Here is a 21,547-nt window from a genome sequence, read left to right as displayed (position 1 = left end):
TGTGGCTTCAGTGCCGGTTAAAAATCGGGTAAGTTTAAGGCCCATTCATGAAAAGGAATATTCAGTGGAAGATGAAAAAGGGGTAAGGATTGCACTCTCCCCGGTGTAGCTGGCAGCCGTCCTTTCAGATCGCAGCGTCAGCGAGGGTGAAACGACCAGCAACCGCATTTTCGGAGGGCTCGGGCTCGCTGGCGGAGTGATTGAGCTTTTTGGTGCTGGCGCACTGTGCGTCGTGCCTGAGCCCACCATGCTGACCAAAGCTGGCTGCGTCTTTGTCGGCACTCACAGTCTCGACACGCTTCAGGCCAGCCTGCGCCAGGTATGGACTGGCAGACAGGTCGCTACCGACACGTTTAATTCGGCCGTGGCACTCGCAGAATCGCTCGGCGCTGACCGTCAGACCGCCATGAATGTCGGCCTGACGGTAGATATCGCCATTCCGATGGCATTTGCCTTTGCAGCCGGAGCAGAGCGCGTTATCGCGGTGCGTGCCGGGCGGGTCAAAATCGCCGAGCATGAGTCGCTCTCAGGGCGAGCACCCGGTGGGCACACGATTGAGCGACATATCGGCAAAACGCCGGATGAGCTGCGGGAGAGGCTTCGTAACCGGCCTCGTCTCGATGAAGCCAGTAGCTTTAAGTCTCTGAGCGAGGCGGAAGCACTGATCAGTAAGGTGCTGGGAGATAATAAGCATCAAATTCAGATGTGGGTGAAAAATATCCCTCCAGGCTTACAAGCCCGTATGCGCCTGAGTCGGCGTTTTTCACATCCGGTTGGTATAGTCGTGAGTAAAGGGCGTGAAGAGGTTGAGACCTGCTACGCCGTTCGCGTCATACTGGATTTTAAGCCCTACAACGGCAAACCTTACTTTATCATTACCGCTTTCCCGGAGTTATGATGGACCGTATCAGTATCAGTGAACTGGATAATTTTATTGGCATCTGGTTTGGGCAGGATTATGACCTGTTTGAACCGGGTGATGAGATCGAGCCCAAAATCGAGGCGTATATCAGAGAAGCGCATAAAGGAAACCTGCACGCCATGCTGGCAGACATCGAGCTGTTTCTGGCAGAGTGCGATGATGTCGAATCTGATTTCCGTGACCGCTATAAAAGAGAGTTTGTTCCGGCCAACTGGGATACCACTGCGGGCGCGTTTCTGTCACTGGTGCATAAGAAAGTATCTGCCGCACTCACATCATAACGTCAGCACGGTTGTTAACATGATACTCACTTTCAGTCTGAACAAAGCATGTTCGCCGGCGGATTCGTCACCGCGCACTAATTTCCATTCCCTTTGATCTCGCATGTGACTCAGCCGACAACAGCCACCATAATAAGCAGCATTCGCCTTTAACCCGACAGAGATGGACATGGAACCTTTTACCGCCGGACTGATTTCCCTTGAAGACGCGCAGCAGAAAATGCTGCAGCAGCTGCAACCGATTAGCGATTGCCTGAGCGTCGCGCTGGCCGATGCCGCCGGGCGCATTACCGCGAAGCCGGTGATTTCACCGCTGGACGTGCCGCCGTTTGATAACTCTGCGATGGACGGCTACGCGCTGCGCCTGAGCGACCTGTCCGCTGACCGCGTGTTGCCGGTAGCGGGCAAAGCGTTTGCCGGCGCCCCGTTTAATGGCGAGTGGCCAGCCGGCAGCGTGATTCGCATCATGACCGGCGCACCAGTCCCGGCCACCTGCGACGCCGTGGTGATGCAGGAGCAAACCGAACCGCGTGACGGCGGCATTGTTATCACCGCGCCAGTGCGTGCCGGGCAAAATATTCGCCGCATCGGGGAAGATATTCAGGCCGGTAAGCAGGTACTGGATGCCGGCGTGCGGCTCGGTGCCGCAGAGCTGCCGCTGCTGGCGTCGCTGGGTATTGCGGAAGTCAGCGTGCTGCGTAAGCTGCGCGTGGCCATTTTCTCCACCGGTGACGAACTGCAGGCGGTGGGCCAGCCGCTGGCCGAGGGCCAGATTTATGACACCAACCGCTTCACCGTGGCGCTGATGCTGCGCAAACTTGGCTGCGAGGTGATCGACCTTGGCGTGATCGCTGACGACCCCGCGAAGCTGCGCCAGGCCTTCAGCGAAGCCGACCGCCAGGCCGATGTGGTGATCAGCACCGGCGGTGTATCAGTGGGCGAGGCGGATTTTACCAAAGCGATGCTGGAAGAGCTGGGCGCGATTACCTTCTGGAAACTGGCGATCAAACCCGGCAAGCCGTTTGCCTTTGGCCGTCTGGCCAACAGCTGGTTCTGCGGGTTGCCGGGCAATCCGGTATCGGCGGCCGTGACCTTCTATCAGCTGGTGCAGCCGCTGCTGGCCACGCTGACCGGCCAGACCACGCGCATCATGCCGCTGCGCCAGCGCGCGCGCGCAACGCAGCGTCTGAAGAAAGCGCCGGGCCGGCTCGATTTTCAGCGCGGCATCCTCAGTCGCGGCGATGATGGCGTACTGGAAGTGCGCAGCACCGGTGCGCAGGGCTCGCACGTGTTCAGTTCTTTTGCGCTGGCCGACTGCTTTATTGTGCTGGAGCGCGATCGCGGTGACGTTGAGCCGGGCGAATGGGTTGATGTCGAGGCCTTCAACAGCCTGCTGGAGGGCTAATGCACACAGAGCTGAGCGATGAAGAGATGCTGCGCTACAACCGGCAGATTGTGCTGCGCGGCTTCGATTTCGACGGCCAGGAACGGCTAAAAGCCTCACGGGTGCTTATCGTTGGCCTGGGCGGACTGGGCTGTGCTGCCGCGCCCTATCTTGCCGCCGCCGGCGTCGGCCATCTGACGCTGCTGGATTTCGATCGCGTCAGCCTGAGTAATCTGCAGCGCCAGATTTTGCACAGCGATGCGCGTATCGGCATGGCAAAAGTCGCCTCGGCCCGTCAGCAGCTGGCGGCGCTCAATCCGCACTGCACGCTGGAGGCGATCGATGCGCAGCTGGATGAAGCCGCGCTCGGCGAACTGATTGCGCGTCACGATGCGGTGCTGGACTGCAGCGACAATGTCACCACGCGCGAACAGGTGAACCGCGGATGTTTTCAGCATCGGGTGCCGCTGATCTCCGGTGCCGCCATCCGCATGGAAGGCCAGCTCAGCGTATTCACCTGGCAGCCCGGCGAACCCTGCTACCGCTGCATCAGCCGCCTGTTCGGCGAGCAGACGCTGAGCTGTGTCGAAGCCGGCGTGATGGCTCCGCTGGTCGGCGTGGTGGGTGCGATGCAGGCGGTGGAAACGCTGAAGGTGCTGAGCGCCTTTGGCCAGCCGGCCAGCGCGCGATTGCTGATGTACGATGCGATGAGCGCCGAGTTTCGCAGCCTGAAAGTAGCGCAGGATGCGCAATGTGAAGTGTGTGGCAAGCGTGAGGGATAACGCCGGGGCGTGACATAAGCGTCAGGTATTGCTGAGCGGCGCAAATTATCAGGCGATAAATTGCGCCGCTGATGATGGCGGCTGCTAAACGGCTACGCCATTAGACGATGCCCTGGCTGCGCAGGTAATCTTCGTAGTTGCCGGTGAAGTCAACGATGCGATCGCCTTTCATCTCGATCACGCGCGTCGCCAGCGAGCTGACGAACTCACGGTCGTGCGAGACGAAAATCAGCGTGCCTTCGTACATCTCCAGCGCCATGTTCAGTGACTCGATCGACTCCATATCCAGGTGGTTGGTCGGTTCGTCCATCACCAGGATGTTTGGCTTCTGCATCATCAGCTTGCCAAACAGCATGCGGCCCTTCTCACCACCGGACAGCACTTTCGCTGGCTTCTTAATGTCGTCGTGGCTGAACAGCAGACGACCAAGAATACTGCGCACCGCCTGTTCGTCGTCGCCTTCCTGCTTCCACTGGCTCATCCAGTCGAACACGCTCAGGTCGTCAGCAAAATCTTCGGCGTGATCCTGCGCGTAGTAACCAATGCGCGCATTCTCCGACCATTTCACCGTGCCGCTATCCGGCTGCAGTTCGCCGACCAGCGTTTTCAGCAGCGTGGATTTACCAATACCGTTGGCGCCGAGGATGGCCAGTTTCTCACCCACTTCCAGCAGCAGGTTAAGATTTTTAAACAGCGGGCCGTTATCAAATCCTTTGGTCAGCGCTTCCACTTCCAGCGCATTACGGAACAGCTTTTTATCCTGCTCGAAACGAATATACGGGTTCTGACGGCTGGAGGCTTTTACCTCATCCAGTTTGATTTTATCAATCTGCTTCGCGCGCGAGGTGGCCTGACGCGATTTTGAGGCGTTGGCGCTAAAGCGGCTGACGAAGGATTGCAGGTCGGCAATTTGCGCTTTCTTCTTGGCGTTGTCCGCTAATAAACGTTCACGCGCCTGGGTCGCCGCCGTCATATATTCGTCATAATTGCCGGGATAAACGCGCAGCTCACCGTAATCCAGATCCGCCATATGCGTACACACCATATTCAGGAAGTGACGGTCATGCGAAATGATGATCATGGTACTGTCACGTTCGTTCAGCACCTGCTCCAGCCAGCGAATGGTGTCAATATCCAGGTTGTTGGTCGGTTCGTCGAGTAACAAAATATCCGGGTTAGCAAATAATGCCTGCGCCAGCAGCACACGCAATTTCCAGCCAGGGGCAATTTCACTCATCGGACCGTAATGCTGCTCCACCGGAATGCCCACGCCGAGTAATAATTCTCCGGCGCGTGATTCGGCACTGTAACCGTCCATTTCACCGTAGGCGACCTCAAGGTCGGCGACTTTATAGCCTTCCTCTTCGCTCATTTCCGGCAATGCATATATGCGATCGCGCTCCTGCTTCACCGCCCACAATTCCTGGTGACCCATAATCACGGTATCCAGCACGCTATATTGCTCGAAAGCAAACTGATCCTGGCGAAGCTTACCGATGCGCTCATTGGGGTCGAGGGAAACATTTCCGTTAGTCGGAACCAGGTCGCCGCCCAGTATTTTCATGAAGGTCGATTTACCGCTGCCGTTCGCACCGATTAAACCGTAACGATTACCGCCGCCAAATTTAACGGAGATATTCTCAAACAGTGGCTTACTGCCGAACTGCATAGTGATATTGCTGGAAACTAACACGGCATTGACCTTTGTTACGCAGTGGAGGAAAAAACAGCGGGCATTATGCCAGAAGCGGCCTGGATGAGCCACCTCTGCACCCGGATACGCAGAGGCAAGGCGGAGAACACCTTGTTGCCAGAGGTAAAATAATTGCGACCGTGCCGGACAGGTTATCCACGGCGCGGGAAATGACCCGCCGCCCGTACCCGGAGCGAGGCCAATAAAAAAGCCGGAGACGCTGACGCCTCCGGCTCCCGCTTACAAGGATTGTGCAGATTATTTGATCAGGAAGCTGTCGAGGCTTTTACCTGCATCCAGCGCTTTTTTAATCGCAGCTGGGGTACGGCCCTGACCGGTCCATGATTTCTCTTCACCGTTTTCGTCGGTGTAAGAATATTTCGCCGGACGCGGCGCACGCTTGGCGCGTTTTTTACCGGTTTCCAGTGCACCCAGTAATTCGTTCGGGTCGATACCGTCTGCCAGCAGCATTTCACGGTATTTAGACAGCTTCTCTTCTTTTTCGCGGTTCTGCGCTTCTTCCGCTTCAACTTCGTCGCGGCGCTCAGTCACCACGACGGTTAATTTTTCCAGAATTTCTTCCAGATCGCTCAGTGGCAGTTCACGAGCCTGTGCACGTAATGTGCGAATGTTGTTCAGAACTTTAAATGCGTCACTCATCACAATGTCCTTGCTTAAGGGGGTTAAATAAACTGTAGTGGCAAGATTACCCAATTCAAATAAAAAAATAAATTAATTTTGCAGACCGGATTAATCCGAATGGATTAGCATATTCCTGGCAGGCGCGTTTAAACCCAATGTGCGGCGTGAATTAACGGTGAATTAACATCAGCGGTTCAGTACCATCGGCTGGAACTGGAATCGATTTCATTGCTTATTCACGCGTAGGAAACAAGCGTTTAGCGCTTATTGTGCGCTGAGGCAGTAGTCAGCATAAAGGTAAAAAAACATTAATAGTGTAAGTAAAATCCCTTTTTAACGCGGATGGCATTGGCGTCACAGATGCGAGCAATATCTCATTTTGCCATTAAATAAATAAAAAAAGGCCGGTTGTTAACCGGCCATCATGCAAAAATCGTATGTCTGTGGTTATCCGCTTTTCTTCACTGCCGGTCGCAATAGCTGGGGCGCCGGCGCATCAGACAGCCGGTCGTGCAAATAATGTTCAATCTGCTCCAGCGAACGATGGCGTGTTTCCGGTACCCAGCGAATAACAAAAATCGCGCCGCCTATGCCAATCAGCGCGAAAATAAAGAACGCGCCGGATAAGCCAACCGACGCCAGCAGAACCGGGAACAGCAGAGAAATAAGAAAATTGGCGATCCACAACGCAAATACCGCGCCGCCCATAAAAATACCGCGTAACCGTGTGGGGAAAATTTCTGACAGCAGCAGCCAGGTGACCGGCGATAACGCGCCCTGCTGGAAACTCAGAAACATCAGCATACCCAGCAGCACCATATAACTGCGCAAGATATCCGGCTGACCGTTAACTGTTTCCGGCATCAGGTAACTGACGGTGCCAATAAACACCAGACAGGCGGTACAACCAAACTGACCTATCATCGTCATGGTGCGGCGACCGATGCGCCCCAGCAGCCAGATCCCCACAAAGGTCATTAATACCGATACCGCGCCATTGGCAATGGTGGCAAACAGCGCAGCGTCATTGCTCATCCCCACCGCTTTCAGCATGGTCGGCGCGTAGTACATGATAGTATTCACGCCGGTCAGTTGCTGGATGGCGGCAATACCGATACCGATCAGGAACAGTTTGATCAGCCATGGCTGGCGCAGTTCCCGCAGACGCGGACGCTGCTGTTGCTCGTCCGATAGCGTCTCTTCGATCTCCATCATCTCCCACTCAACGTCTTCGCGCGCGCGGGTGCGTTCCAGAACCTTGCGCGCCTCAGCGAGACGGCCTTTCATGGCATACCAGCGCGGCGTGTCCGGCATAAACATCATCCCGAACCACAGCAGCACCGCCGGTAGCGTGGCGACCGCCAGCATCCAGCGCCAGGTCGTGTCGCCCCCCCAGGCCGCGTTGAAGCCGGCGTTCGACATATAGGCCAGCATCTGGCCGGAAACGATCATCAGCTCCTGCATGGTCACCAGCTGACCCCGTTTGTTGGCCGGTGCCATTTCGGCGATATACACCGGTACGGTGGCGGACGCACCACCCACGGCCACGCCAAGGACCAGGCGGAAGAAAATCATCCAGCTGACATCGGGTGCCAGTGCGGTACCCAGCGCGCCGAGTGCAAAAATAATCGCCAGTACCAGAATAATTTTTCTCCGCCCGACCGCGGCGGCAAAGTGACCGGAAGCCAGTGCGCCAAACGCCGCGCCAAACAGCAGACTGCTGGTCACCAGCCCGGTGGTAAATGGGGTGAGATGCAGATCGTCGCCCATGAATAACAGTGCGCCGGAGATCACGCCGGTGTCGTAGCCAAACAGCAAACCACCGAGGGTGGCAATCAGCGCAATGACTTTCACAAAAGGCTCGGTGCGCGTGCTGCTGTTTGGCCCTGATGCCGGATTAGGCGTCATCCAGGTTTCGCGGGACATAACCAACTCCTTTCCTGAGATAAGAAGCCTTAAAATAGATTATTTCCACCACAATGAATAAATATGAAATTTAAATTTTGCGCCACGGGTCATTCTCTTTGCCTTTAATTGAGATAACGATCACACAACCTGATTCAGGGCGCAGAGAAGGCAGTGCAAATTTTGCACAACAAACAGAAGGGAGAATATTTATTTCACGGAAGGCGCTGACCGCACGCCGTGGATGCGGTCAGCGATGTCAGATTAATTGACTGCGGTGGCCGGACCAAAAACGTCATAGTCCGGCAGCGTCACCTGCTGATACGGCTCCCAGCCGCCACCCAGCGCTTTATACAGCGCTACCAGGTCCAGCGCGCTTTGCATGCGCGCCTGGGTGGATTGCGCCTGCGACTGTGCCAGCTGACGCTGAGCATCCAGCACCTCAAGGAAGGTAGAGATGCCCTGTTTGTAACTGTCACTGGCGAGGTCAAAGGCGCGCTGCAGTGCGCCAGTGGTCTCATCCAGCGCAGTAACCTGTTGCTGATCGGCGCGGTAGCTGACCAGCGCATTTTCCACATCCTGCAGCGCCGTCAATACCGTCTGGCGATAATCGAGCGCCGCGCTCGCCTGCTGCGCGCGCGCCAGTTTCACGCTGGAAACCAGACGTCCGCCCTGAAAAATCGGGATCGACAGCGCCGGGCCGACGCTGAAGAAGTGGCTGCTCCAGTCGTCAAGGTAGCTGGCATCGGTGTTACGCACGCCCAGCTGCCCGGTGAGCGACAGGCTGGGGAACAGGTTCGCGACTGATACGCCGATATTGGCGGTCTGCGCATGCAGATTCGCTTCAGCCTGGCGGATATCCGGACGACGACGCGCCAGCGTCGAGGGAATGCCCACCGCCACCAGCTTCGGCAACGCCGGCAGCGCTTTGCTGCTCATCAGTTCGTTATCCAGCGCGCCCGGCGTTTTGCCCAGCAGCACTGCCAGCCCGTTCATCGCCTGACGTTCCTGGGCCTGATACTGTGGCAGCTGCGCGTTAAGGGAGGCCAGCTGCGCACGGGCATTCTCAACGTCGGTGAGCGGCGCCAGACCGTTACGCTGCTGGCTCTGCGTCAGCTCCCAGGTTTGCTGCGCCACGTTGATTTGCTGTTGCAGCGTCGCCAGCACCGCCTGCGCGCCGCGCAGCTGCAGATACGCGCGCGCGACCTCGGCTTCCAGCGACACCAGCGCATCGTTACGCTGCTCAATCGCCGCCTGCTGCTGCGCGTCCGCCATCTCCATCTGGCGTCGTACTTTGCCCCATAAATCCAGTTCCCAGCTGGCGTCAAAGCTGCCCTGATACAGCGTGACCGAATGGGTCAGACCGTTGAGCTGATCCGCCACGTCATCATCCACCTGATCGTACACCCCGTTGGATTTCAGCATGCCTTTCAGGCCGAGCTGCTGACGCGTCACTTTGGCGGAACCGTTAAGCGACGGGAACAGCCCGCCACGTGCCTGCGCCAGCTGTTCGCGCGCACCGGCGATGCGCAGCACCGACTGTTGCAGCGTCAGGTTGCCAGCGATGGCGCGCTCAATCAGGCTATCGAGCTGCGGGTCGTTAAAGCTTTTCCACCACGAAGGATTGGTCGCGGACGCCAGCGGTTTTGAAGCTTCCTGAGAGGGCAAATCACGGTAGCTACCGGGCGTGTGCGCCTGCGGCGGCTGATAATCGGGCCCGACGGCACAACCCGCCAGCAGCATGGACAGCGCCAGCAGCGTCAGCGACGGCGTAACGCGCGAAGAGGTGATCATGTTAATGTGCTCCTGCACTGCCTTCGCTCTTGATCGGCGAAAGCAACCAACAAAAAGGAATCAATAGCACGGCGACAATACTCAGGCCCATGAACACGTCGATGTAAGCCAGAATACGCGCCTGGGCAATCATCTCCTGATAGAGCTGACCGCTGGCCAGCGTCAGCGGATCGCCCACCGCACTGGTAAAGTCACGAATCGCCTGCGCCCAGTGCTGCAGCGTGAGGTTGAACTGCTCATTGAGCGGCGACATGTTGTGCACCATGTGGGCCGATCGCACCTGTTCACGTTCGGTGATGCCGGCAGTGGCCAGCGAGATGCCGATCGAACCGGCCACGTTACGGAACATGGTGAACAGCGCGGAGGCATCCGCATTCAGGCGCTGCGGCACGGTGATAAAGGCAATGGTGGTGAGCGGCACAAACAGGAAGCCGAGACCAATCGACTGCGCGCTGCGCATCAGCACCAGCGTGGTGAAATCCACGTTGGGCGTCAGGGTGCTGGAATAGAAGAAGGCCAGCGCCAGACAGGTAAAGCCAAAGGCGATGATGTAGCGCGTTTGCACAATCGGCATCAGCTTCAGCACCAGCGGGATGGTGAGCACGATCAGGACCGCGCCGGGCGACAGCACCAGCCCGGACCAGGTGGCGGTATAACCGAGATCCTGCTGCGCCAGCTGCGGTAACACCACCGAGCTGCCATAAAGAATCATCGCCATGCCCGCCATCAGCAGACCGGCCACCCAGAAATTGCGGTCCTTCATCACCGTGATATCTACCACTGGCTTGCGCGCATACAGCAGCCAGTAAACCGCACCGACGATGCCGACGGCCGCCAGCATGGCAAACAGGCGAATGAAGTGTGAAGCGAACCAGTCTTCGTCTTCACCGCGATCGAGAAACACCTGCAAACAGCCGAGACCCAGGGTAATCAGGCTGATGCCGATATAGTCGATTTTCAGCCGGCCCTTCTCCCACTTGCGCTCCCACGGCGGATCTTCCAGCAGCTGATAGATCGCCAGCACCGTGAGGATCCCCACCGGAATATTGATAAAGAACACCCAGCGCCAGCTGTAGTTATCAGTGATCCAGCCACCGAGCGTCGGGCCAATGACCGGCGCGACAATAATGGCAATCGATGACAGGCCAAAAGCCTTGCCGCGATCTTCCGGCTTGAAGTAATCCAGCAGCACCGACTGCTGCACCGGTTGCAGCCCGCCGCCGAAGAAGCCCTGCAGTACGCGGAACAGAATGATTTGCCACAGCTCGGTGGCAATGCCGCACAGGAAGGAGCAGATGGTAAACATCACGATGCAGATCAGGAAGAACTGCTTGCGCCCAAACAGGCGGCTGAAAAAGGCCGAGATCGGCAGCACAATGCCGTTGGCAACCAGATAGGAGGTCAGTACCCAGGTGGATTCATCGTAGCTGGATGACAGCGACCCGGCGATGTGCGGCAGCGCGACGTTAACGATGGTGGTGTCCAGAATCTCCATGAACACCGCCAGCGTTACCGTGATGGCAACCAGCCAGGGATTGCTGGCCGGACGCCAGCTTTCGCTCGCACTCATTCCACCGTCACCTTCGGTTCAACCGACAGGCCAAGCGGCAGCGGATGATTCGGGTCGAGTCCTTTATCAATCACAATTTTCACCGGCACGCGTTGCACAATCTTCACGTAGTTACCGGTGGCGTTCTCGGCCGGGAAGGTAGAGAAGCGCGATCCGGAGCCCATCTGCACGCTGTCGACGTGCCCTTCCAGCTTCATGTCCGGCCAGGCATCAACGCCAATCTCCACTTTATCGCCCGGATTCATGCGCGCCAGCTGCGACTCTTTGAAGTTGGCAGTGATCCAGATATCCGGCGATACCAGCGAAAACAGCGCGCTGCCGGCCTGTACCAGCGTACCGGGCTGCACGTTGCGTTTGGTGACGAAACCGTCATACGGCGCGCGTACTTCGGTGTATGAGAGGTTAAGCTCGGCAGTGTTGAGCTGAGCCCGGGCTTGCTCGACCTGCTGCTGCCGCGCTTCAACATTGGTTTCCTGCTGGCGAATCTGCAACTGCACCTGCGAGGCCACTTCGACCTGCGCTTTGGCGCTCTGCAGCTGCGCTTCAGCCGAGCGTAACTGCGCGGCGGCGGTATCGATATTGCGCTGCGAGGTCGCGCGCGGGTCAACCCCGCGCTGACGACGATAATCCGCCTGCGCATTAAGTAAATTGGCCTGCGCCCGCGCCTGGTCGGCCAGCGCCTGATCGCGCTGCGCCGGATATTGCACCCGTGCCAGCGCCAGCTGCGCCTGCGCCTGATGCAGCTGCGCCTGCGCCAGACCGAGCTGTGCTTTGGCCTGATCGCGCTGTGCGGCGTTGTCACGCGGATCGATCAGCACCAGCAGATCGCCCTTCTTCACCCGCTGGTTATCTTTTACCAGCAGCTGGACCACGTAGCCCGACGCTTTGGGCGCGATGGTCACGGCATCGCCTTCGGTGAACGCATCATCGGTGGTTTCAATGTTGCGCGTGCTAAACCAGAACCAGAATCCCACCAGCAGCATAATCACCACCACAATCGCCAGAATGATCAGCGGCTTTTTGCCGGGGCGTTTACGCGGTGATTGCTCGTTATCCTGACTGGAATCTGAGGTGTTGTTGTCTTTTTGCTCATCGGCGGATGGCGGATTGTGGTTTTCACTCATAATTTGTCATCACTGGCTGGTAATCCCGATCCCCGGGCGAAACGGTCAACTTAACCTTAGATGGGAAATTGACAAATGCCAGTGTAACTTTACATAAGCTAACATCCGACGCATTTTCTGCCACATCACTTAACGCGCTGATAAATCAGCGCGTCTTGCAAAGGCGGACAGGTGGGTCAGGGTTAACGCAGCAGCTGTAACAACAGCCAGCCGCACAGCATCGACCAGGCAAGCATCGGCAGGGAAAACAGATGGAAACGCCACCACACTTTGGCGTCCTGTGCCATGCGCAGCGCAATCAGGTTGGCCAGCGATCCCGGCAGCAGGCCAAAGCCGCCGATATTCACCGCCCAGGCCAGCACTTCGGAAGGCGGGACTTTTTGTAACAGCAGAATAGTGGCCGGCACGTTGCTGATCACCTGTGACAGGCCAATCGCCAGCAGATAGATACCCCCCTCGCCCAGCTGACCGATGGCGGCAAAATGCGGCTGCAGAATGGGCAGATGCATCAGTAAAAAGACATCAATGAACATCGCCACGAACACCAGCAGCAGGCTCCAGTCGATGGTCGCCAGCACCTGACGCGCCATCAGCAGAAAACAGCCCGCCACCAGCAGCAGCGCCCAGCCGGTGAGTTTCAGCTCCAGCGCGACGATAAACACCACGTACAGCAGCACGCTGACGATAAACAGCGGTTTCTGCCACTGCTGATTGCCTGGTGCATCATGCTTCTCAATGCTGCGCGCCGGGAAGCTAAACCACGTCAGCCCCACCAGCGTCAGCATCAGCATCGCCGCCAGCGGCGCCATCTGACCGATGAAACCGGCCACGCTGAGCGTGCCGTGGCTCCACAGCAGGATATTTTGCGGGTTGCCGACCGGCGTCAGCAATGAGCCGGCATTGACCGCCAGCGCTTCAAAGATGATCAGTCTGGAGATAGGCAGGCGCGAGAACTTGCGCAGCGTCAGCGTGAGCGGCACCAGGATAAACAGCGCCACATCATTGGTCAGGAAGGTCGAGAGCAGCGCCGCCGCACACACCATAAACAGCGCCAGCGTGCGTTCGTGCTGGAAGCCCTGCGCCAGCCGCGCACCGAGCACATCAAAATAGCCGCTGTTTTCCAGCCCTTTTGTCAGCATCAGCAAACCGGTGAGCGTCATGATGGTGTGCCAGTCAACGGCGGCGGGCAGCTGCGGCCAGCGGTAATCCGCCAGCGGCAACAAAATCACGCCCAGCAGCAACAGTAAATGCAAAACGCGGTCACGCATTAAGGAACGAAGCACGATGGGCATGATGGCAGAAGGCCTTGTAGGTTAGCGATTCTCGTAAAATTTCTGGAACACGGCGAGGGTTTCATCACTGACGTGATGCTCGAGCCCTTCGGAATCCCGGCGGGCGGTTTCCGGGCTGACGCCCAGCGCCAGCAGAAAGGTTTCAACGATATGATGGCGCACGCGGCTGGCTTCAGCCAGCTTCTCGCCTTCCGGAGTGAGGAACACGCCGCGATACGGCACCTGCTCAACCAGACCGGTGGTACTGAGACGCTTCAGCATTTTGGCCACGGTCGGCTGCGAAACGCCCAGGCGTGCCGCCATGTCGACCTGGCGCGCCTCGCCAAATTCACGAATTAAATCAGAGATTAACTCAACGTAATCATCAATCAGCTCACGGCGATGCGCTTCGCGTACCTGGCGAAATCCTTCGACATGCTCCTCAATATCTTTCAGCGGCCCCTGGGGCATGTGGGTGGCGCTTTTCGCACGACGACTCATTCAGCTTCCTCTTTATTATCTGCCGCACTTTACCTGCGGTGCGGGCTGGCTGCGCTCATTGTAAACCAGGCACAAATAAGCACAAATCTTTCCTGAATAGTGTTGGCTAAAGAGTATAGCCAGTGCTATCTTTGTACATGTTGTAAGCGAATAGCCTACAAAGGAGGCAACGATGAACGAACCCTGGCTGTTGCTGCTCCTTTTCCTGCTGTTTATTGCAGGGCTGTGCTTACTGTTGGGTTACCCGTTTTCCAGGAGGTAAAGATGAGCACGATGAAAAGCTGCCTCGACTGCGGCAAATGCTTCCAGACCGTACAAAGCAAACCGGCTTTTGAGCTGAAGTCGCTGTTGTGTCTGTTTAGCCGCTCGCCTTTTGCCCTGCGCCTGATGCTGCTTGAGAAACTGACCGGCAAAAAAATCGCCGCACAGCCCTGCCCGAATCTGATCTGGCGCGGCTGAGTTTCCTCAGGGCTTCACAGTCTGACCCGCTGCGTGCAGCGGGTTTTATTTTGCCTGCGAAAAACGCCCTTCACGGCAGTGTTTTCAGGCATAAAAAAACGGCCCGTAAAGGGCCGTTTCTGTGCAACTCTGGTCTAAGCAAAAACTTAGAAGCTGTAACCTACGCCAGCAATCCAGGTGCCCACGTCGACGTTACGGATGCGGCTCTGCTCGTAGCCCACGTCCAGAGCAACGTTCTGGATTGGGTTGAACTGCATACCTGCGCCGTAAGAGAAGCCTACGTCGCTGCTGTCGGTTTTAGACTGACCGGCAGTCTGGTTCTGCTGGTATTTACCGTAGCCGATACCTACTACGCCGTAGATGCTGGCCCAGTCGTTCAGACGGTAAGCCGGACCACCGGTGATGCCGTAGTACTGACCTTTGTTGTACACGCCATCTTCAGTGCGATCTTTTTCGGTGTAGGTGAAAGAACCGATCCAACCCAGTGGGTTAGAACCGTCTTCGTAGCGGTATTTCAGGTTGAAGCCGTTAGCTTTGTTAGCAACGCCCTGATAGTCGCTCTGCGCGTAGCCGGCAGAAACGGTGCTCTGTGCCATGGCGGAACCAGCGGAAACTGCCAGTACACAAGCCAGTGCTGAAAGACATGCAATTTTTTTCATAACCACCTCAAATGTGAATATACTTCTCTCCTGACAACGCTAAAAATATAACAAAACTTAGCAAGAAACTCTGCCCGCATTTTGTTGTCTAACAGATTGTTTGGTGTAACAGAAAGTTAATGAACTTTCGTATGTCATTCATTTTTCTTATAAAAAGCATCATCTTTCTGCAATAATCCTGCGCACAGAAAATTATCGGTTTAAGTAAATTCCTAAACTAACCTGACATTTCTTTACGGAAATGGCCCTGAAAACGGTGATTTTTCAGCCAGTCGCTGGCGCATTTTTTCCGCCGTCGCGCTTTATTCGCCGGAAATTTCGCCCGAAAAGCGGTGTGAATGAGTCGTCACTGACGCCAGGATAATGCGAGGCGACCGCGCCCGATGATAAAGCGGTGACAGAAACCCTGCATCATTGCCTCAGCCGCCTCCTTATTTCCCGCCGATTGCTTTACACTGGCTGCCCGTTGCCTGGTTATTCATCATCACAGGAATTGATCACAGGATGTCTGCACCTCTTTCCCACCCCAAACTGGCGCCGGTAGTGCTGCCGGTTGCCGTATTACTGATCGCCATGCTGTCGCTGCAGGGCGGCGCATCGCTGGCGAAATCGCTGTTTCCCACCGTCGGTGCGCCGGGCATTACCGCGCTGCGTCTGGGACTGGGCACGCTTATCCTGTGCGCAATTTTCAAACCCTGGCGTCTGCGCTTTAGCGCCGCGCAGCGCAAGCCGCTGCTGATGTATGGACTGGCGCTGGGCTGCATGAATTATCTGTTCTATCTCTCGATTCGTACCGTGCCGCTGGGCGTCGCGGTAGGGCTGGAGTTTCTCGGTCCGCTGACGCTGGCGCTGGCCGGCGCGCGCCGTCCGCTGGATTTTCTCTGGGTGCTGCTGGCGGTCACCGGCCTGTGGTTCCTGCTGCCGATTGGTCACGGCCTCAGCCATATCGATCCGGCAGGCGCACTGCTGGCGGTGGGCGCGGGTGCCTGCTGGGCAGTCTATATTCTGGCGGGCCAGCGGGCAGGTGCTGAACACGGCCCGGCCACGGTGGCGATGGGGTCGCTGATTGCGTCAGTGATTTTTGTGCCGCTCGGTCTGACCTTCGCCGCGCCCGGCATCTGGCAATGGGAAATCCTGCCGCTGGCGCTGCTTATCGCCCTGCTCTCCAGCGCCATTCCTTACTCGCTGGAGATGATGGCGTTAACGCGTCTGCCGGCGCGCATTTTCGGCACGCTGATGAGTCTGGAACCGGCGATGGCCGCACTCTCCGGCATGCTGTTCCTCGGCGAACTGCTGACGCTGCAGCAGTGGCTGGCGCTGCTGGCGATCATTGCCGCGTCGGCCGGCTCGACGCTCACCATGAAACAGAAAGCGGCACATATAAACGAAGTCGATATCAACGCGCCGCAATAAACAGTGCGGGTTCAGCCGGTTATTTAACCGGCTGAATATAGAAACATTCTCATTATCATTTCTTTGCTATGTGAACGATCGGTTATTATTATTTTGCAACATGATGAGTAAATATTTAACAAACCAGATAATTCCTTTATTTACATGACGTTAAATCTATTAACCTTATTTCTTAACCCACCTTCGGCTTTAACTATTCCTGTCATTGATTTAATCAATCCTGCAGAGTGAAAAACTGCTGCTATACTTATTCCCGTGCTTGATTAGGACAACCATCAATAAGAGGACATTAATGATGAGTACCGCAAAACTGGTTAAAACAAAATCTTCCGATCTGATTTATACCCGCAATGATGTGGCTGATAGCGAGAAGAAAGCTACCATCGAGGTGCTCAACCGTCTGGTCGTGGAATTTATTGACCTGTCGCTGATCACCAAGCAGGCGCACTGGAATATGCGCGGCGCAAACTTTATCGGTGTACATGAAATGCTGGACGGCTTCCGCACCGCGATTACCGACCACCAGGATACCATCGCAGAACGTGTGGTGCAGCTGGGCGGCGTGGCGCTGGGCACCACGCAGGTGGTTAACGACAAGTCACCGCTGAAAAGCTACCCGCTGAACATTCACAGCGTACAGGATCACCTGAAAGCGCTGGCCGACCGTTATGCTGTGGTGGCTAACGATACACGCAAAGCCATCAGCGAAGTGAAAGACGAAGACACGGCGGATATCTTTACTGCCGCATCGCGTGACCTTGATAAGTTCCTGTGGTTCATCGAATCCAACATCGAGTAATGCTCAATCAGGCGGGTTATCCCGCCTTTTTTATGCCTGCTACCCGCCCGGCTTTTTTGACGCCGTTAACAATTCCTTAATCCTTTCTTTCCCTTATTATCACTCTGATGCACACTGTGCCTGCACCACCACAGCACAATGCACCATTTTGGTGATTCATTCTGGTGCAAACTTTTCCCCGCGTGCAGAATCGTGTCAGCCTGCCCCGGCAATCTGTTGATTTTGGCGTTTGAGAAAAGTTGGCATAATTTTTTCATATGATGAGCCGTACATCGGGCCACCAGGCCTGACGGGTAATAAGGAAAAAAATGATGAAGTCGTTGATTAAAGTCTCCGTGGCCGCGCTGGCGCTGGCCTTCTCGCTTTCCTCCACTGCAGCAGACAAAAAACTGGTAGTCGCTACCGACACCGCCTTCGTTCCGTTTGAATTTAAACAGGGCGACAAGTACGTCGGCTTCGATATCGACCTGTGGGACGCTATCGCTAAACAGCTGAAGCTGGATTACACCCTGAAGCCGATGGATTTCAGCGGCATCATTCCGGCGCTGCAAACCAAAAACGTTGACCTGGCGCTGGCCGGCATCACCATTACCGAAGAACGTAAAAAAGCCATCGAATTCTCTGACGGCTACTACAAAAGCGGCCTGCTGGTGATGGTGCGTAACAACGAAAACGACATCAAAGGCATCGACGATCTGAACGGTAAAGTGGTCGCAGTGAAAAGCGGCACCGGTTCGGTGGATTACGCCAAAGCGCATATCAAAACTAAAGACCTGCGCCAGTTCCCGAACATTGATAACGCGTACATGGAGTTAGGCACTAACCGTGCTGACGCCGTGCTGCACGACACGCCAAACATCCTGTACTTCATCCACACCGCTGGCAAAGGCCGTTTCAAAGCCGTCGGTGACTCCATCGAAGCGCAGCAGTATGGCATCGCTTTCCCGAAAGGCAGCGACGACCTGCGTGAGAAAGTGAATGGCGCGCTGAAAACCCTGCACGACAACGGTACCTACAACACTATCTATAAAAAATGGTTCGGCAGCGAACCTAAATAATTCAGGCCTGACGCCTTTTTATCAGCAGGGAGCTTTGTTCTCCCTGCTTTTTACATTTCCACTGCAACAGATTCTGGAGTCACACCATGGAGTTTGACTGGAGCGTCATCTGGCCCGCCTTACCGATCCTGATCGAAGGCGCCAAAATGACCCTGCTTATCTCGATCCTCGGCCTGATTGGCGGCCTGGTTATCGGCCTCGTGGCCGGTTTCGCCCGCGCCTACGGCGGCTGGATCACCAACAACATCGCGTTAGTGTTCATTGAACTGATTCGCGGCACGCCGATCGTGGTGCAGGTGATGTTCATCTACTTCGCCCTGCCGATGGCCTTCCCGGACCTGCGCATCGACCCGTTCACCGCCGCCGTCGTGACCATCATGATCAACTCAGGTGCTTATATTGCGGAGATTACCCGCGGTGCGGTGCTGTCGATCAACAAAGGTTTCCGTGAAGCCGGCCTGGCGCTTGGCCTGTCGCGCCGCGAAACGCTGCGCTACGTGATCATGCCGCTGGCGCTGCGCCGCATGCTGCCGCCGCTGGGTAACCAGTGGATCGTCAGCATCAAAGACACCTCGCTGTTCATCGTGATTGGCGTGGCGGAACTGACCCGTCAGGGGCAGGAGATCATCGCTGGTAACTTCCGCGCGCTGGAGATCTGGAGCGCCGTTGCCATCATTTACCTGGTTATTACGCTGGTGTTGAGCTTTGTGCTGCGCCGTATTGAGAAAAGGGTGAAAATCCTGTGATTGAATTTAAAAACGTCTCGAAAAACTTCGGCCAGACTCAGGTACTGCACGACATCAACCTGAAAATTAATCAGGGTGAAGTGGTGGTAATCATCGGGCCGTCCGGCTCCGGTAAATCTACCCTGCTGCGCTGCATCAACAAGCTGGAAGAGATCAGCAGCGGCGAACTGATTGTCGATGGCATGAAAGTTAACGATCCGAAAGTGGATGAACGCCTGATCCGTCAGGAAGCCGGTATGGTGTTCCAGCAGTTCCATCTGTTCCCGCAGATGAGCGCGCTGGACAACGTGGCCTTTGGTCCGATCCGCGTGCGCGGTGCGAAGAAAGACGCCGCACACAAACTGGCACGTGAGCTGCTGGGCAAGGTCGGCCTCGCCGAGCGCGCCCACCACTTCCCTTCTGAGCTGTCCGGCGGCCAGCAGCAGCGCGTGGCGATTGCTCGTGCGCTGGCGGTGAAGCCGAAGATGATGCTGTTCGATGAGCCTACCTCGGCACTCGATCCCGAGCTGCGTCACGAAGTGCTGAAAGTGATGCAGGATCTGGCGGAAGAAGGCATGACCATGGTGATCGTGACCCATGAAGTGGGCTTCGCACAGAAAGTAGCGTCGCGCCTGATCTTTATCGACAAAGGTACCATCGCGGAAGATGGCAATCCGGACGATCTGATCACTAACCCGCCGAGCGACCGTCTGCGTGAGTTCCTGCAGCACGTCTCTTAATACGGCGTAAAAACAACAAAGCCGCTGCGGATCCCCGTAGCGGCTTTTTTTTTACCTGAGCAGCGCTTAGCGTGCCAGCCGCTGCGCGCGCGTGGCGGGCGGTAAAAATGTCCAGGCGATAAAGCGGCTCTGCTTCTGGCCCTGCGCCATGTCGACGATGCGTACCTGATAAGCGTCGTGCGCCTTCAGCCGGTCGCGCAGTTCAGGCAGATGCTCTTTGCGCGACACCAGTGAGGTAAACCAGACGATGCGATCGCCTAATGCGACGCTTTCATCGATCATCCGGCCGATAAACGCACGCTCACCGCCGTCGCACCACAGCTCGTTATGCTGACCGCCGAAGTTAAGCGGCGCCTGCCTGCTCAGGCCGAGATTGCGCACTTTACGCTGGCTGCCGGCCGCCGCATCGGCCGCCGAGGCGTGGAACGGCGGATTACACAGTACCGCGTGATAGCGCTCGTTCTTGTGCACCACGCCAGCAAAAATCGCACTCTCCTGCTTCTGACGGCGCAGGCGAATGGCGCGCTGCAGGCCGGGATTGCTGGCGACAATCTGACTGGCGGCGTTAACAGCGTCCGCGCTGATGTCGGTGCCGGTAAAGCGCCAGCCATACTCCGCGTGACCGATCAGCGGATAGATGCAGTTGGCACCGCAGCCAATATCCATCACGTCGAGATCGCGCGGCAGCACGCCACCGTTATCGCTGGCCAGCAGATCCGCCAGCGCATGGATATAGTCAGCGCGGCCTGGTACCGGCGGCGTCAGATAGCCTTCCGGCAGCTGCCAGTTCAGGTTATAAAACAGTTTCAGCAGCGCCTGGTTCAGCAGCAGCACTGCGTGCGGATCGGCGAAATCAACCGACAGCTCACCGTAACCGTTGGGGCGCACTTTGTCCGCCAGCGGCGGATGCGCGGCAGTCAGGGCAGCAAAATCATAACGGCCCTGATGGCGGTTACGCGGATGAAAGAGCGCGGTAGCGGCAGGCTTGTTCATAGATTCTCCGGACATTAATGCGCGCGTAAGATACGCTGGATGACGGCAGCGCACAATCCGCCAGGAAAATTTAGTGCAACGAATTTAAATCTATTCTCCCTAAAACTGAATCCGCAATACTGCGTCCAGCCGCCAGCACCGCCGGAACACGCAGTATCCAGGACGAATCAGGAGCGCAAATGCGTCAACGTTACACTTATCAGCCACGCAGTGGACACGGTCTGCCTCACGATCCGCTCAACGCCATCGTCGGCCCGCGCCCGATTGGCTGGGTCAGCTCGCAAAGCGCCAGCGGCCAGCGCAATCTGGCGCCCTATAGTTTCTTTAACTGTTTTAACTACCATCCGCCAATCATTGGTTTTGCCAGCAGCGGCTGGAAAGACAGCGTGCAGAATATCAGTGAAACCGGCGAGTTCGTCTGGAACCTGGCGACGCGTCCGCTGGCAGAAGCCATGAATGAGAGCTCCGCCTCGGTGCCGTCCGATCACGACGAGTTTGCCCTCGCCGGCCTGACGCCGCTGGCCGCTTCCCACGTTAACGTCAGCATGGTGGCAGAAAGCCCGGTCAACTTTGAGTGTCGCCTGACGCAGCTGATTCGCCTGCAGGATGCACAGGGAGGCGAGCTGGAGAGCTGGCTGGTACTGGGCGAAGCGGTGGCGATTCACATCGATGAAGCGCTGCTGGAGAACGGCATCTATCAGACCGCCAAAGCGCAGCCGATTCTGCGCGCCGGCGGTCCTTCCGCCTATTACGCGATCAGCGAAGATCAGCGTTTTGATCTGGTGCGCCCGGACGCGCGCCGCGGTTAAATCAGGACACTGGCGGCGCGACA

General features: G+C 56.7%; 21 protein-coding genes. 11 read left to right on the top strand and 10 right to left on the bottom strand.

The features are described from left to right. Positions 1–109 precede the first annotated feature (109 nt). The 4 genes from F3J41_RS02460 (at position 110) to moeB (ending at position 3,369) form a co-directional block, all read left to right on the top strand. The gene (locus F3J41_RS02460; protein ID WP_211075072.1) at positions 110–898 is read left to right on the top strand and encodes an RNase A-like domain-containing protein; all 789 of its coding nucleotides are present in this window, start codon (positions 110–112) and stop codon (positions 896–898) included. Beyond that, positions 898–1,203: a contact-dependent growth inhibition system immunity protein gene (locus F3J41_RS02455; RefSeq protein WP_021508405.1), complete on the top strand. Its 306-nt coding sequence runs from the start codon at positions 898–900 to the stop codon at positions 1,201–1,203. The genes F3J41_RS02460 and F3J41_RS02455 overlap by 1 nt, the downstream gene beginning before the upstream one ends. 169 nt (positions 1,204–1,372) lie before the next feature. After that, positions 1,373–2,608, top strand: a complete 1,236-nt coding sequence (moeA, locus tag F3J41_RS02450; RefSeq protein ID WP_305848982.1) for a molybdopterin molybdotransferase MoeA — start codon at positions 1,373–1,375, stop codon at positions 2,606–2,608. Continuing rightward, positions 2,608–3,369 (top strand): molybdopterin-synthase adenylyltransferase MoeB, encoded by a 762-nt coding sequence (moeB, locus tag F3J41_RS02445; RefSeq protein WP_166709840.1) that lies wholly within the window; start codon positions 2,608–2,610, stop codon positions 3,367–3,369. Before moeA ends, moeB begins: the two co-directional genes overlap by 1 nt. 100 nt (positions 3,370–3,469) lie before the next feature. Here moeB and F3J41_RS02440 read toward each other — a convergent pair whose 3' ends face one another. The 8 genes from F3J41_RS02440 to mntR form a co-directional block, all read right to left on the bottom strand. Further along, positions 3,470–5,062 carry an ABC-F family ATPase gene (locus tag F3J41_RS02440; RefSeq protein ID WP_031279866.1) on the bottom strand — a complete coding sequence of 531 codons (1,593 nt, stop codon included), beginning with the start codon at positions 5,060–5,062 and terminating at the stop codon, positions 3,470–3,472. Between the two features lie 258 nt (positions 5,063–5,320). Next, positions 5,321–5,722 carry an H-NS family nucleoid-associated regulatory protein gene (locus F3J41_RS02435; protein ID WP_021508409.1) on the bottom strand — a complete coding sequence of 134 codons (402 nt, stop codon included), beginning with the start codon at positions 5,720–5,722 and terminating at the stop codon, positions 5,321–5,323. Positions 5,723–6,151: 429 nt separating this feature from the next. Continuing rightward, positions 6,152–7,630: a sugar porter family MFS transporter gene (locus F3J41_RS02430; RefSeq protein WP_058757802.1), complete on the bottom strand. Its 1,479-nt coding sequence runs from the start codon at positions 7,628–7,630 to the stop codon at positions 6,152–6,154. A gap of 243 nt (positions 7,631–7,873) precedes the next feature. Next, entirely contained in the window at positions 7,874–9,403 is a 1,530-nt protein-coding gene (locus tag F3J41_RS02425) for an efflux transporter outer membrane subunit (protein WP_021508411.1), read from the bottom strand. A 1-nt stretch (position 9,404) separates the two neighbouring features. Beyond that, the gene (locus F3J41_RS02420; protein WP_058775341.1) at positions 9,405–10,973 is read right to left on the bottom strand and encodes a DHA2 family efflux MFS transporter permease subunit; all 1,569 of its coding nucleotides are present in this window, start codon (positions 10,971–10,973) and stop codon (positions 9,405–9,407) included. Beyond that, the gene (locus F3J41_RS02415) at positions 10,970–12,097 is read right to left on the bottom strand and encodes an HlyD family secretion protein (RefSeq protein ID WP_021508413.1); all 1,128 of its coding nucleotides are present in this window, start codon (positions 12,095–12,097) and stop codon (positions 10,970–10,972) included. The genes F3J41_RS02420 and F3J41_RS02415 overlap by 4 nt, the downstream gene beginning before the upstream one ends. Before the next feature lie 182 nt (positions 12,098–12,279). After that, on the bottom strand, positions 12,280–13,389 hold the full coding sequence (locus tag F3J41_RS02410) for an SLC13 family permease (protein ID WP_031279868.1): 1,110 nt from the start codon (positions 13,387–13,389) through the stop codon (positions 12,280–12,282). 21 nt (positions 13,390–13,410) lie between these two features. Next, positions 13,411–13,869, bottom strand: a complete 459-nt coding sequence (mntR, locus tag F3J41_RS02405; RefSeq protein WP_021508415.1) for a manganese-binding transcriptional regulator MntR — start codon at positions 13,867–13,869, stop codon at positions 13,411–13,413. Positions 13,870–14,133: 264 nt separating this feature from the next. Between mntR and F3J41_RS02400 the strand changes: the two genes are divergently transcribed. Then, entirely contained in the window at positions 14,134–14,328 is a 195-nt protein-coding gene (locus F3J41_RS02400; protein WP_021508417.1) for a hypothetical protein, read from the top strand. Positions 14,329–14,474: 146 nt separating this feature from the next. Here the strand turns inward: F3J41_RS02400 and ompX are convergent, their stop codons facing one another. After that, complete coding sequence (gene ompX, locus F3J41_RS02395) at positions 14,475–14,987, bottom strand: outer membrane protein OmpX (RefSeq protein ID WP_031279869.1); 513 nt, start codon at positions 14,985–14,987, stop codon at positions 14,475–14,477. A 504-nt stretch (positions 14,988–15,491) separates the two neighbouring features. On the opposite strand from ompX, the gene rhtA reads away from it, so the two are divergent. The 5 genes from rhtA (at position 15,492) to glnQ (ending at position 19,722) form a co-directional block, all read left to right on the top strand. Beyond that, positions 15,492–16,400, top strand: coding sequence for a threonine/homoserine exporter RhtA (gene rhtA / locus F3J41_RS02390; RefSeq protein ID WP_166709838.1), 909 nt, complete (start codon positions 15,492–15,494; stop codon positions 16,398–16,400). A gap of 295 nt (positions 16,401–16,695) precedes the next feature. Beyond that, positions 16,696–17,199, top strand: coding sequence for a DNA starvation/stationary phase protection protein Dps (gene dps, locus F3J41_RS02385; protein WP_021508421.1), 504 nt, complete (start codon positions 16,696–16,698; stop codon positions 17,197–17,199). A 311-nt stretch (positions 17,200–17,510) separates the two neighbouring features. Then, on the top strand, positions 17,511–18,257 hold the full coding sequence (gene glnH, locus F3J41_RS02380; RefSeq protein WP_021508422.1) for a glutamine ABC transporter substrate-binding protein GlnH: 747 nt from the start codon (positions 17,511–17,513) through the stop codon (positions 18,255–18,257). A gap of 86 nt (positions 18,258–18,343) precedes the next feature. Next, entirely contained in the window at positions 18,344–19,003 is a 660-nt protein-coding gene (gene glnP / locus F3J41_RS02375; protein ID WP_021508423.1) for a glutamine ABC transporter permease GlnP, read from the top strand. Next, entirely contained in the window at positions 19,000–19,722 is a 723-nt protein-coding gene (gene glnQ / locus F3J41_RS02370; protein ID WP_021508424.1) for a glutamine ABC transporter ATP-binding protein GlnQ, read from the top strand. The genes glnP and glnQ overlap by 4 nt, the downstream gene beginning before the upstream one ends. Positions 19,723–19,788: 66 nt before the next feature. Here glnQ and rlmF read toward each other — a convergent pair whose 3' ends face one another. Further along, positions 19,789–20,715, bottom strand: coding sequence for a 23S rRNA (adenine(1618)-N(6))-methyltransferase RlmF (gene rlmF / locus F3J41_RS02365; RefSeq protein ID WP_127833848.1), 927 nt, complete (start codon positions 20,713–20,715; stop codon positions 19,789–19,791). Positions 20,716–20,894: 179 nt separating this feature from the next. Between rlmF and F3J41_RS02360 the strand changes: the two genes are divergently transcribed. Continuing rightward, positions 20,895–21,524, top strand: coding sequence for a flavin reductase family protein (locus F3J41_RS02360; RefSeq protein ID WP_104187031.1), 630 nt, complete (start codon positions 20,895–20,897; stop codon positions 21,522–21,524). Positions 21,525–21,547 lie beyond the last annotated feature (23 nt).

It is taken from the genome of Pantoea sp. Ap-870 (genome assembly GCF_011752515.1).
Lineage (GTDB): Bacteria > Pseudomonadota > Gammaproteobacteria > Enterobacterales > Enterobacteriaceae > Pantoea > Pantoea dispersa.
This window is presented reverse-complemented; position numbering and strand designations above follow the sequence as displayed.